The organism is Kitasatospora sp. NPDC059146, assembly GCF_042786665.1.
Classification (GTDB): domain Bacteria; phylum Actinomycetota; class Actinomycetes; order Streptomycetales; family Streptomycetaceae; genus Kitasatospora.
The window spans coordinates 1-11091 of record NZ_JBHZCY010000200.1; the positions used below are offsets into that span (position 1 = coordinate 1).

Here is an 11091-nt window from a genome sequence, read left to right on the forward strand (position 1 = left end):
CACGGCGCCCTGCGCGTGCACCTCGAAGGACATGCCGTAGTCGTTTCCGCAAACCTCGCAACGTGCCATGCACCACAGGGTGGGACGCGGGAGCTGCGGTGTCCGGGTCCACCTGGTCGGGCTTGCCGAGCTGCCGGACGCCGAAGCCCTTCGCGTGGATCACCTTGTCCTGGTACACCACGGCGACCGCCACCCCGGGGACGCCGGTCTTCGCCATGGCGTCCTGCACGTAGCCGTCGATCCGGCCCACGGCGGAGTTCACCTGCTGGTCCGTCAGCTGCGGCGCCGGCTGGGCGGGCGGCGCGGTGGCCGGGGCGGAGGAGGGCGCGGCGGAGGGGGACTGCGTGGGCGCGGCCTCGGGGTCGGTGGCGGCCGCCGAGGTGCACCCGGCGAGCAGCGGGCCGCTCAGCAGCAGGGCCGCCAGCGCCGGTGCGCCCACGGCCCGGCCGGGGCCGTGGGCGGTGCGGCGGGCTGCGTGGTCGCCTGCGTGGCGGGCTGCGCCGTGACGATCCATCGGGGTCCTCCCTCGTCAAGGCGGCGCGGCTCCAGGTCCGTCGGTGCCGCCGTCCGCCGTACGGCGGGAGTGTGAACGGCTCCACGCGCCCCAGGCGGCCGCCGCGCGCTGTCCCCCACGGAATCCACCCGTCCGGCGGCGGGCTGCGGCACAGCACCGGAAGCTCCGGGCCGCCGAGGGTCTGGTCACGCGTGCCCGGGCCTGCCAAGCTCTCAGGCGCCAACTGGCCCGAACGATCAGGAGAACGACGGATGCGACTGCTCGGACCGATACGGTCCCTGTCCCGCTGGCTCACGGTGGCGGCGCTGATCCTGGGCGGCCTGACCCTCGCGGTCGCCCCGGCCGCCCAGGCGGCCCAGCCCGCCCGGACCGTACCGGCCTCGCAGACCTCGCAGGCCTCGCAGACCTCGCAGGCCTCGCCGCAGGCCGCCGGCACGACGACGATCTGCGGCTACACCCCGGTGCCCACCGGCTGGGTGATCGTCAGTGAGCAGTGGTCCGGGTGCAGCGGCTACGGGCTGTTCACCATCGCCGACGCCTCGGCCCTGACCTCCGTCCAGGCCTGCTCGAACGGGCCGGTCCCGAGCGGCTGGGTGATTACCGCGATGCAGAGCGGTGCCGGCACCTGCGGGAGCTACCCGCTGTACTCGCTGCTCAAGGTCACCACCCAGACCGTCCTCCAGGACTGCGGGCAGTCCCCGATCCCGCCGGGCTGGGTGATCACCGCGATCCAGACCGTCTTCCCGGCCTGCGGCACCTACAGCACGTACACCCTCGTCCCGCTGGGCGACCGGACCAATGTCCAGGCCTGCGGCAACTGGCCCGTGCCCACGGGGTGGGTGATCACCGCGATGCAGAACGGCGCGGGCTGCGGCAACTACCCGCTGTACTCGCTGCTCAAGGTCACCACCCAGACCACCCTCCAGGACTGCGGACAGTCCGCCCTCCCCAGCGGCTGGGTGATCACCGCCATCCAGACCACCTCCGCCGCCTGCGGCACCTACGGGACGTACACCATCGTCCAGTTGTCGAACCAGAGCAGCATCCAGGCCTGCGGCAACTCGCCCGTGCCCACCGGCTGGGTGATCACCTCGACCCAGAACGGCGCGGGCTGCGGCAACTACCCGCTGTACTCGCTGCTCAAGGTCACCACCCAGACCACCCTCCAGGACTGCGCGCAGTCCGCCGTCCCGGCGGGCTGGGTGATCACCGCGATCCAGAGCAACTCCTCACTCTGCGGCACCTACGGGACGTACACCATCGTCAAGGTCACCGACCAGACCAGCATGCAGGTCTGCGGGCCCTCCACGATCCCGGCCGGCTGGGTCGTCAGCCGGCAGGGCTCCGGCGCCCAGTGCGGCGTCTACGTCGTCTACACCATCACCAAGTCGGCCTGATCCGACCGCAGTTCGGACTCCCTCCTGCCCCGTCCGGGGCAGGAGGTTCACCACCGGATGCCGGCCGCCACCGGCAGGTGGTCGCTGCCGTCGTCCGGCAGGACCCGGGAGTAGGTCGCCGTCACTCCGCGCAGCAGGATCTGGTCGATCCGCACCATCGGGAAGGAGGCCGGGTAGCTGAATCCGAAGCCGTCCCCGGCCGTGTCCTGGGCCGAGCGCATCCCGGCGGTGAGGCCGGCGAGCGCGCGGTCGTCCAGGGTGCCGTTCAGGTCGCCGAGCAGCAGCGCCCGCTCGCTCCGGTCGGCGGCGAGGGAGCGGCCGAGGGCCTGCACGCCGATGTCGCGGGAGGCCGTCCAGAAGCCGGTGGCGGGGGTCACCCGGACGGACCCCAGATGCGCCACGTAGACGGTCAGCGGCCCCCGGGCGGTGGTCACCGTGGTGCGCAGCGCCCGGTTCTCAGCCAGGTCGCGGGCGGCCGGCGCGCGCTCCGCCAGCGGGCCGTAGTCCATCACGTCGATCGGCTCGGCCCCGCCCAGCGGCAGCCTGCTCCAGAGGCCGACGGTGCCCAGCACCACGTGGTACGGGTACGCCGCCGCCAGCCCCTGCTCGTACACGTCCGCCGCCTGTGGGGTGAGCTCGACCAGGGCCAGCAGGTCCGCGCCGGAGCCGGCCAGGTGGCGTGCGGTGGCGTCCGGGTCCGGGTTGTCGGCGTTCACGTTCTGCTCGGCCACGGTGAGGTCGCCGCCCGGGCGGGACTTGTCAAGGAGCAGGCCGCCGAAGAGGTTCAGCCACGCCGCGACCGGGAGCAGCAGCGCCAGCACGGCGGCGGCGGACCGCCGCCACCACGCGGCGGCCAGCAGCAGCGGGACGAACAGGCCGAACCACGGCAGGAGGTTCTCCACCAGGCTGCCGAGGTGCCACCCGGCGTTCGGGACCTGCGCGTGCAGCAGCAGGAGCAGGCCGAGCAGCAGCGCCAGCGCGGTGAGGACCGGCCCGCGCTGCCAGGGCTCCGGCCGGGCGGCGGCGCGGAGCACCCGGAGCACCCGGAGCACCCGGAGCGGCGCCGCGCGCCGGGCGCCGGGCTTCCCCGGTCCTGCGGTCGGCTCCCCGGGTCCTGCGGTCGGCTCCGGCGTCCGCTCCGGCGTCCGCTCCGCACGGTCGTGCGCGGCCGTTCTCGTCCTGCCCTGCTCGTGGTTCATGCCGCCAGTCAACGCAACGGTCCGTTGCCCCGGCGTATGCGTTTTCCGATACGCGGACGATAGGTGCGGGCTCGTAGCATCGGGGGATGCGAGTGCTGATCGTCGAGGACGAGCTCTACCTGGCCGAGGCCATCCGGGACGGTCTGCGGCTGGAGGCGATCGCGGCCGACATCGCGGGGGACGGGGACACCGCGCTGGAGCTGCTCGCCGTCAACGCCTACGACATCGCCGTCCTCGACCGGGACGTCCCCGGGACCTCCGGGGACGAGATCGCCCGGCGCATCGTCGCCTCCGGCAGCGGCCAGCCGATCCTGATGCTCACCGCGGCCGACCGGCTCGACCAAAAGGCCTCCGGGTTCGAACTGGGCGCCGACGACTACCTCACCAAGCCCTTCGAGCTGCGCGAACTCGCGCTCCGGCTCCGGGCCCTGGACCGCAGGCGCGGCCACAGCAGGCCGCCGGTGCGGGAGCTCGCGGGCCTGCGGGTGGACCCGTTCCGGCGCGAGGTCCACCGGGACGGCCGGTTCGTCGCACTGACCAGGAAGCAGTTCGCCGTGCTCGACGTCCTGGTCGCCGCGGAGGGCGGCGTGGTCAGCTCCGAGGAGCTGCTCGAACGGGCCTGGGACGAGAACGCCGACCCGTTGACGAACGCCGTGCGGATCACCGTCTCGGCCCTGCGCAAGCGGCTCGGCGAGCCGTGGATCATCGCCACTGTGCCGGGCGTCGGCTACCGCATCGACGCGCCGCCGCCCGGCTCCGGCACCGGCTCCGCATCCGGCTCCCGCTCCGGGCCCGAGGGCGGCGGGCCGCGTGGGTAGGGCGCCCGGGACGAGCGTCCGGCTGAAACTCACCCTCAGCTACGCCGGGTTCCTGATGGTCGCCGCGGTCCTGCTGCTCACCGCGGTCTGGCTGTTCCTGCTCCGCTACGTCCCCGACCGGGCGTTCCTCATCCCCGGCTCCACCGACCTCCCGACCCGCGGGGTGTTCCCGGTCCGCTCCAACCTGCTGCGCGTCTTCGCCCCGCGGGCCGCCCTGGTGCTGGCGTTCCTGCTGGTGTTCGGCCTGGTCGGCGGGTGGATCCTGGCCGGCCGGGTCCTGGCTCCGCTGAGCCGCATCACCGCCGCCACCAGGCTGGCCTCGACCGGATCGCTCGCCCACCGGATCCGGCTGCCGGGCCGCGCGGACGAGTTCCGCGAGCTCGCCGACGCCTTCGACACCATGCTGGACCGGCTCGAAGCCCACGTCGGCGCGCAGCAGCGGTTCGCCGCCAACGCCTCGCACGAGCTGCGCACCCCGCTGGCCACCTCCAAGGCGCTCCTCGACGTCGCCCGGAGCGATCCCGACCGGGACCCCGGCGTGGTCATCGACCGCCTCCACGTCGTCAACGCCCGGGCGATCGAACTCACCGAGGCGCTGCTCCTGCTCAGCCGGGCCGGCCAGCGCTCCTACACCCGGGAACCGGTCGACCTGTCCCTGCTGGCGGAGGAGGCGGCCGAGACCCTGCTGCCGCTCGCGGAACGGCACGGCGTCACCGTGGAGACCTCCGGCGCCGCCGCCCCCACCACCGGCTCCCCGGCGCTCCTGCTCCAGCTGACCGTGAACCTGGTGCACAACGCGATCGTCCACAACCTGCCCGCGGGCGGCACCGTACGGGTCGGCACCCGGGTCCGCCCGGGGGCCGCGCTGCTCGTCGTCGAGAACACCGGCGAGCCGCTCGCCCCGGAGCTGGTCGCGACGCTCACCGAGCCGTTCCAGCGCGGCACCGGGCGCGTCCGCAACCACCACGCGGGCGTCGGGCTGGGCCTGGCGATCGTCCGGTCCATCGCCGAGGCCCACGACGGGACGCTCACCCTCGGCCCGCGCCCGGGCGGCGGGCTGCGCGTCACGGTGGAGCTGCCCGCGCCGCCCTGACCGGGCCCGGGCACCTGGGCACCTGGGCACCTGGGCACGGCCACCCTGGTACGGGCGCGACCGGCCGGGGGCGGTCACCTGAGCGCGGCCACCCGGTCGTCCGTGCCGAAGGTGCGGCGGTAGGAGGCGGGCGAGATGCCGAAGGCCGCCCGCATGTGGGCGCGCAGGGAGTTCGCGGTGCCGAAGCCCGCCCGGTGGGCGACCAGGTCGATGGGCAGGTCCGTGGTCTCCAGGAGCTGCTTGGCCAGTTCGAGCCGCTGGGCCGTGAGCCACTGGACCGGCGTCATGCCGACCTCGTCGCGGAAGCGCCGGGTGAAGGAGCGCAGGCTCATCCGGGCGTGCTCGGCGAGCCTGGTGAGCGGCAGCGGCTCGTCGAGGTGGGCGAGCGCCCAGGCCCGGGTGGCGGTGGTGCCCGCGATGGTGGGGTCGGGGACGGGACGGTCGATGTACTGGGCCTGCCCGCCGTCCCGCCACGGCGGCACGACGCACATCCGGGCGACCCGGTTGGCGGTGGCCGCACCGTGGTCGCGGCGGATCAGGTGCAGGCAGAGGTCGACGCCCGCGGCCACCCCGGCGGAGGTGAGCACGTCGCCGTCGTCGACGAAGAGCACCTCCTCGTCGACCTTGACCGTGGGGTAGGCCCGGCGGAACTCGGGGGCGAGGTTCCAGTGGGTGGTGGCCGGCCGGCCGTCGAGCAGCCCGGCCGCGGCGAGCACGTAGGAACCGGAACAGATCGACACCAGCCGGGTGCCGGGGCGGATCCGGGCGACGGCCGCCGTGACCTCGGGCGGCAGCGGGCCGCCGGTGCCCAGCTCGGGCATCGCATGGGTGGGCGGGATCACCACGGTGTCCGCCGCGGCCAGGGCCTCGGGCCCGGCGGCGGGCTGCACGGTGAAACCCGCGTCACTGAGGACGGCCGCCCCGTCGGCGGTGCAGACCGTGACCTCGTAGAGCCGGCGGCCCTCGGCGTCCTCCGCGCTGCCGAACACCCGGGAGGGGATGCCCAGCTCGAACGGCGGGACCCCGGGCAGGGCCAGCACCGCGACCCGGTGCGGATCGGGCGCCAACGGCGCCGGGTCCGAGCAGTTCCGCGGGGCCTCCGGCCGGATCCTTGCCATGGCCAGATCCTGTCACACAGTGGCCGGACGGCCAACCCCGCGCTGGTGCCGGGCACGGAATGGTTGACCTCGTTGCGCCGGGCAGGCCCGGCAGTGGAACGGATCGACCGGATCCGACGAGAGCAAGGCGTACGGACATGCGTGCAGTCGTGGTGGAGCAGTGGGGCGGCCCGGAGCAGCTGGTGGAGCGGGAGGTCGCGCGGCCCGAGCCGGGGATGAACGAGGTCCTGGTGAAGGTGCACGCGGCCGGGGTGAACCCGGTGGACTGGAAGACCAGGGCGAGCGGGGCGCTCATCGGGTGGGGCGAGGTGCCGGCGGTCGGCTGGGACGTCTCCGGCACGGTGGAGGCCGTCGGCCCCGGGGTGAGCAACCACCGCCCCGGCGACGAGGTCTACGGCATGCCGCTGTTCCCGCGCCAGGCGGGCGGCTACGCCGAGTACGTCGTCGCCCCGGCCCGGCACCTCGCCCCGAAGCCGGCCGGCCTGTCGCACGTGGAGGCGGCGGCGCTGCCGCTGGCCGGGCTGACCGCCTGGCAGGCCCTGGTCGACGCCGCCGACGTGCGCCCCGGCGAGCGGGTGCTGGTGCACGCGGCGGCCGGTGGCGTCGGCCACCTGGCGGTCCAGATCGCGAAGGCGCGCGGCGCGTACGTCATCGGCACGGCCAGCGCGGGCAAGCACGACCTGCTGCGCGAGCTGGGCGCGGACGAGGTGGTCGACTACCGCGAGGTCCGCTTCGAGGAGGCCGTGTCCGACGTGGACGTGGTCCTCGACGGGCTCGGCGGCGAGACGGCCGCACGGTCCCTGAAGGTGCTGCGTCCCGGCGGCCGGCTGATCACCCTCCCCGGCCCGGGCGACGTCCCCGCGGCACAGGAGGGCGTCAGCGCGAGCTGGGTCCTGGTCGAGCCCGACCACCTGGGCCTGCGCGAGCTCACCGCCCTGGCCGAGCGGGGCGCACTGCGGCCCGTGGTCGAGGCCGTCCTCCCGCTCGACCAGGCCGCGAAGGCCCATGAGCTCGGCGAGCAGGGCCGCACCACCGGCAAGATCGTCCTGACCGTCGCCTGACGGTCCCGGCACGGCGGCGGTGACGGCCGGACAGGGCCTACACCTCCGGCCCGTACGCGCCGAGGCCGTGGCAGACCAGGCCGTCGCGGAAGGTGAGCACCTCCGCGACGGCCCGGCCGCGCTCGTTGCGGTAGTTGATGACGAGGGTGTCCACGGAGGCCCGGACGTCCTCGACGGTGAAGTGCAGGTCGGGCAGGTGCTGGAGGCCCTTGCGCCAGTAGACGCGCAGGGCCTCCTTGCCGCGCACCTCGCCGGACGGGTCGCCGATCAGCTCGACGATCCGGGGCGAGGCGAAGACGACGTCCTCGGTGAAGTGGGCGAGGATGCGCTCCAGGTCGTGGGAGTTCCAGGCGGCGGCCCAGTCCTGGGCGAAGCGGGTGGCGAAGGCGTGGTCCATGGCCCGGACGCTACGACAACTCCCGCTCCCCCGGCCGTGGTTTCCACGATCCGGTCAGGCCCCCTGCGCCAGCAGCGGCACCCGCACCTGGTTGAACCCGTAGTAGACGGCCAGCAGTCCGTGGACGGCGAGGGCCGCCGGGGCGGAGAGGAAGGCCAGCGCGACGGTGAGCGGGTAGACCACCAGGCCCAGTTCGAACCGCCAACGGGCGGCCCGGGCCGCCGGCACGTCCACCTGCTCGTCGAAGCAGCGGCCGGTGCGCGTGACGTGGTTCCAGAAGGCGGAGAACAGCACCGCCTGACCGACCATCACCGCGCCGTACACGGCCGCCGCGACGTTCGCCGCCGAGCCGTTGCGCAGGTTCTGCGCGACCACGGCGGTCGGGAACGGCAGCACGGAGATCAGCATGAGCAGCAGCAGGTTGAGGAACATCAGGGTGCGGTCGACCCGGGCGAGGTGGGCGAACAGGGTGTGGTGGTTGACCCAGACCACCCCGATCACCAGGAAGCTCACCACGTAGGCGAAGTAGGACGGCCACTGCGCCCCGAGCGCCCGCCACAGCTCCGCCGCCCCGTGCGCCTGCGGGATCTTGATCTCCAGCACCAGCAGGGTGATCGCGATCGCGAACACCCCGTCGCTGAACGCCTCGATCCGGCCCGTGTCCCTGGTCTCCACCGGGCGAGCATCTCAGCCGGGCGGCCGCACCCCGCCGCGCAACGCGCCGGGAGCACCGGCGCGCCGGTCAGCCGGTCACTCGGCCGCGGGGGCGGGGGCGGAGGCGGGGGCGGGGGTGAAGAACTCGACCATCCGGTCGAGCCCGTGCTCGCCGAACATCGACTCCAGGCTGGCGGCGGAGTCCGCGGCGGACGCCTCGGCGCGCGGGAACAGGGCCGTCTCGTAGGCAGTCAGCGCGGCCGCGGTGTCGCCGGGGTGGGCGACCAGGGCCGCGGCGAGTTCGGCGCCGTCGAGCATGGCCAGGTTGGCGCCCTCGCCCGCGAACGGGGACATCAGGTGGGCGGCGTCCCCGAGGAGCGTCACCCCCGGGGTCGGCTCCCAGCGGTGGCCGACCGGCAGGGCGTGGATGCGGCGCGGGGTGAGGGTGTCCGCGTCGGCGACCAGGGCGCGCAGGTCGTCGTGCCAGCCGTCGAAGCGGGCGAGGACGCCGGCCCGGGCGGCGGCGAGGTCGGTGAAGTCGACGGTGTCGAGCCAGCCCTCGTCGGCCCGCACGGCGGCGTAGACGTGGAGGCTGCCGTCGCTCTCCCGGTGCGCGAGGAAGCCGCGGCCGCCACCCAGGCCGAGGAAGAAGCCGCCGCCGATCAGGGCGGCGCTGCGCGGGTGACGGGCGTCGGCGTCGTGCAGGTCGGCCTCCGCGAAGGAGATGCCGGTGTAGGCGGGCACGACGTCGGAGAGCAGCGGCCGCACCCGGGACCAGGCGCCGTCGGCGCCGATCAGGAGGTCGGTGGTGACGGTGGACCCGTCGGCGAAGGTCACCTCGTGGCGGCCGCCGCCGAGCGGTCGGACGCCGGTGACCTTGCTCCCCCAGCGGACGGTGCCCTCGGGCAGCGAGGCCAGCAGCAGGTCGCGCAGGTCGCCGCGGTCGACCTCGGGGCGGCCGCCGGTGCCGTCGTCCTGCTCCGCGACGCGGACCACGGCGTCGGGGCCGACCAGGCGCATCTCCTGGCCGCCCGCGTGGACGAGCCCCAGGAAGTCCTCGTACAGGCCGGCGGCCCGCAGCGCCCGCTGACCGGTCTCCTCGTGGATGTCGAGCATGCCGCCCTGGGCCCGGGCGGCGGCGGAGGCCTCCAGTTCGAAGACGACGGCCGGGACGCCGTGGACGTGCAGCACGCGGGCGGCGGTGAGACCGCCGAGACCGCCGCCGATGATCGCGATGGGGTGGTGGGTGCTCATGGGTGCCTCCTGAGGACTGACCGGACTCCTCCACGGTAACGAACATGTTCGTTCCGAACAAGTTCGTCCATGGGCGTGCCGACGCCCGGCGCCCCGGACAACCGAGGCCCCGGGTGGGCGGGGCGCCGGACGGGAGGGTTCAGCCCTCCGCGCCCGGGACCGGCGTCCCGGTGATGCCGTTGACCAGCACGTCAAAGCCCCAGCGCAGGCGCTGCTCGGCCGAGCCGCCGACCAGGACGGGCATGTGCGCCCGGATCGCCGGGTGGGTGTCCTCGTCCACCGTCCGCAGGGCCCGGGCGGTGGCGCTCCAGGCCTCGTCGGACGCCGGGTCCTGGGCCTGGGTCGCGTGCTCGGCCGCCGTGGCGGTGGCGTCCTGGAGCAGCTTGTCCACGCCCCAGGCGACCTGCTCCCGGGGGGCGCCGCTGCGGGACAGCAGGCTGAGGACGCACTCCACCAACCGCAGGTAGTTCTCGCCGCTGGGCCGCGCCACGACGGCCGAGCGGGCGAGCTGGGGGTGCGCGAAGAGCACGGCGGTGTAGGAGGCCAGGACGGCGCGGAGCCGCTCGCGCCAGTCGTCCCCCTCGACGGCCGCGGCGCCGTCGGGGCGCCCGCCGGTCAGGTCTACCTCCCCCAGCAGGGCGTCCAGGACGGCGGCGTGCAGCTCGGCGGTGTTGGCCACGTAGACGTACAGCGAGGCCGGGCCGGTGTCCAGCTCCGCGGCCAGGCGGCGCATGGTGACCTTCTCCAGCCCCTCCGCCCGCATGACCCGTACGGCGGTGTCGACGATCCACCGACGGGACAGGGCGGGCTTCGCCGGGCGCTCCCGGCGGCTGATCGGCTCTCTTCTCGCGGTCATCCCCCGATCGTAACGAACGCGTTCGGGGCGGCCCGGGCCCGTCCGGACACCGATCCGCCCCGGTGCATGGAAGGGCGATTACGGGGCAAACGGAGACGAACAGCGGCGACGGAGCCACGTCGCCGACGGACGAGGGACCACGGGAGGACCGGATGAGCAGCCTGTCGAACAAGGCGCAGGATCTGACCGGCAAGGCCAAGGAGAAGGCCGGGGACGTGACCGGCGACCAGAAGCTCAAGGGCGAGGGCCAGGCCGATCAGGTCGAGTCGAAGGTCAAGCAGGCCGCGGACGACGTCAAGGACGCCGCGCGCGGCGCCGCCGACCGAGTCAAGGGGGCCCTCAAGCGCGACCACTGACGATGGCGCCCCCCGGCGGGAACGAACCCGCCGGGGAGTGCGCGGACGGGGCGAGGAAGGGGAACGACATGGCAGTACTCCTGTTCATCCTGCTCATCGCGGTGGTGTTCGGCTTCGTGGGCGTCCTGGTGAAGGGGCTGCTGTGGCTGCTCCTGATCGGGATCGTCCTCTTCGTGGGCGGCCTGGTGTTCGGCGGCCTGCGGCTCGGCAGCCGCCGGGCCGGCAGGTAGCACGGGCCGACCGGAATCGGGCGGGGCCGGGGCGATCCTCTGCCCCCGGCCCCGCCCGCCGGGCGGACCCGGTGGTCCAAATTCGGCGCCCCCTTCTCGGCGAATGCGGCCGTGGCCTCCGGGTGGTGCGGCGTGGCGGCCACC

General features: G+C 74.4%; 12 protein-coding genes and 1 pseudogene. 6 read left to right on the forward strand and 7 right to left on the reverse strand.

Features of this window, described 5'->3' with window-relative positions:
• Positions 1 to 154: 154 nt before the first annotated feature.
• Positions 155 to 514, reverse strand: a pseudogene (locus ACFXPX_RS41875) (hypothetical protein); the annotation flags it as partial.
• A gap of 251 nt (positions 515 to 765) precedes the next feature.
• On the opposite strand from ACFXPX_RS41875, the gene ACFXPX_RS41880 reads away from it, so the two are divergent.
• On the forward strand, positions 766 to 1911 hold the full coding sequence (locus ACFXPX_RS41880; RefSeq protein ID WP_380644956.1) for a hypothetical protein: 1146 nt from the start codon (positions 766 to 768) through the stop codon (positions 1909 to 1911).
• A 47-nt stretch (positions 1912 to 1958) separates the two neighbouring features.
• Here the strand turns inward: ACFXPX_RS41880 and ACFXPX_RS41885 are convergent, their stop codons facing one another.
• Complete coding sequence (locus tag ACFXPX_RS41885; RefSeq protein ID WP_380644957.1) at positions 1959 to 3110, reverse strand: endonuclease/exonuclease/phosphatase family protein; 1152 nt, start codon at positions 3108 to 3110, stop codon at positions 1959 to 1961.
• 86 nt (positions 3111 to 3196) lie between these two features.
• Here ACFXPX_RS41885 and ACFXPX_RS41890 point away from each other — a divergent pair, with 86 nt between their 5' ends.
• Positions 3197 to 3928, forward strand: a complete 732-nt coding sequence (locus ACFXPX_RS41890) for a response regulator transcription factor (RefSeq protein ID WP_380588116.1) — start codon at positions 3197 to 3199, stop codon at positions 3926 to 3928.
• Positions 3921 to 5021, forward strand: a complete 1101-nt coding sequence (locus ACFXPX_RS41895) for a sensor histidine kinase (RefSeq protein ID WP_380644958.1) — start codon at positions 3921 to 3923, stop codon at positions 5019 to 5021. Before ACFXPX_RS41890 ends, ACFXPX_RS41895 begins: the two co-directional genes overlap by 8 nt.
• 74 nt (positions 5022 to 5095) lie before the next feature.
• Here ACFXPX_RS41895 and ACFXPX_RS41900 read toward each other — a convergent pair whose 3' ends face one another.
• Positions 5096 to 6139, reverse strand: coding sequence for a GlxA family transcriptional regulator (locus ACFXPX_RS41900; RefSeq protein ID WP_380530733.1), 1044 nt, complete (start codon positions 6137 to 6139; stop codon positions 5096 to 5098).
• A 137-nt stretch (positions 6140 to 6276) separates the two neighbouring features.
• Between ACFXPX_RS41900 and ACFXPX_RS41905 the strand changes: the two genes are divergently transcribed.
• A complete protein-coding gene (locus ACFXPX_RS41905) occupies positions 6277 to 7200 on the forward strand; it encodes an NADP-dependent oxidoreductase (RefSeq protein ID WP_380530736.1) in 924 nt (307 codons plus the stop codon).
• Between the two features lie 37 nt (positions 7201 to 7237).
• Here ACFXPX_RS41905 and ACFXPX_RS41910 read toward each other — a convergent pair whose 3' ends face one another.
• The 4 genes from ACFXPX_RS41910 to ACFXPX_RS41925 form a co-directional block, all read right to left on the reverse strand.
• The gene (locus ACFXPX_RS41910) at positions 7238 to 7597 is read right to left on the reverse strand and encodes a nuclear transport factor 2 family protein (RefSeq protein ID WP_380530739.1); all 360 of its coding nucleotides are present in this window, start codon (positions 7595 to 7597) and stop codon (positions 7238 to 7240) included.
• 54 nt (positions 7598 to 7651) lie between these two features.
• The gene (locus ACFXPX_RS41915; RefSeq protein ID WP_380396482.1) at positions 7652 to 8272 is read right to left on the reverse strand and encodes a TMEM175 family protein; all 621 of its coding nucleotides are present in this window, start codon (positions 8270 to 8272) and stop codon (positions 7652 to 7654) included.
• A gap of 75 nt (positions 8273 to 8347) precedes the next feature.
• Complete coding sequence (locus ACFXPX_RS41920) at positions 8348 to 9505, reverse strand: FAD-dependent oxidoreductase (protein ID WP_380644959.1); 1158 nt, start codon at positions 9503 to 9505, stop codon at positions 8348 to 8350.
• A gap of 139 nt (positions 9506 to 9644) precedes the next feature.
• Complete coding sequence (locus ACFXPX_RS41925; RefSeq protein ID WP_380644960.1) at positions 9645 to 10361, reverse strand: TetR/AcrR family transcriptional regulator; 717 nt, start codon at positions 10359 to 10361, stop codon at positions 9645 to 9647.
• A 152-nt stretch (positions 10362 to 10513) separates the two neighbouring features.
• Between ACFXPX_RS41925 and ACFXPX_RS41930 the strand changes: the two genes are divergently transcribed.
• Together ACFXPX_RS41930 and ACFXPX_RS41935 are read left to right on the forward strand one after the other, a co-directional pair.
• Positions 10514 to 10717: a CsbD family protein gene (locus ACFXPX_RS41930; RefSeq protein ID WP_380530748.1), complete on the forward strand. Its 204-nt coding sequence runs from the start codon at positions 10514 to 10516 to the stop codon at positions 10715 to 10717.
• A gap of 68 nt (positions 10718 to 10785) precedes the next feature.
• On the forward strand, positions 10786 to 10947 hold the full coding sequence (locus ACFXPX_RS41935) for a hypothetical protein (RefSeq protein WP_380530751.1): 162 nt from the start codon (positions 10786 to 10788) through the stop codon (positions 10945 to 10947).
• The last annotated feature ends 144 nt before the right edge of the window (positions 10948 to 11091 follow it).

Bases quoted from the DNA above. Each gene is read 5' to 3' on its own strand.
- ACFXPX_RS41880 (WP_380644956.1), top strand. From the start codon at position 766: ATGCGACTGCTCGGACCGATACGGTCCCTGTCCCGCTGGCTCACGGTG.
- ACFXPX_RS41885 (WP_380644957.1), bottom strand. From the start codon at position 3,110: ATGAACCACGAGCAGGGCAGGACGAGAACGGCCGCGCACGACCGTGCG.
- ACFXPX_RS41890 (WP_380588116.1), top strand. From the start codon at position 3,197: ATGCGAGTGCTGATCGTCGAGGACGAGCTCTACCTGGCCGAGGCCATC.
- ACFXPX_RS41900 (WP_380530733.1), bottom strand. From the start codon at position 6,139: ATGGCAAGGATCCGGCCGGAGGCCCCGCGGAACTGCTCGGACCCGGCG.
- ACFXPX_RS41905 (WP_380530736.1), top strand. From the start codon at position 6,277: ATGCGTGCAGTCGTGGTGGAGCAGTGGGGCGGCCCGGAGCAGCTGGTG.
- ACFXPX_RS41910 (WP_380530739.1), bottom strand. From the start codon at position 7,597: ATGGACCACGCCTTCGCCACCCGCTTCGCCCAGGACTGGGCCGCCGCC.
- ACFXPX_RS41920 (WP_380644959.1), bottom strand. From the start codon at position 9,505: ATGAGCACCCACCACCCCATCGCGATCATCGGCGGCGGTCTCGGCGGT.
- ACFXPX_RS41925 (WP_380644960.1), bottom strand. From the start codon at position 10,361: ATGACCGCGAGAAGAGAGCCGATCAGCCGCCGGGAGCGCCCGGCGAAG.
- ACFXPX_RS41930 (WP_380530748.1), top strand. From the start codon at position 10,514: ATGAGCAGCCTGTCGAACAAGGCGCAGGATCTGACCGGCAAGGCCAAG.
- ACFXPX_RS41935 (WP_380530751.1), top strand. From the start codon at position 10,786: ATGGCAGTACTCCTGTTCATCCTGCTCATCGCGGTGGTGTTCGGCTTC.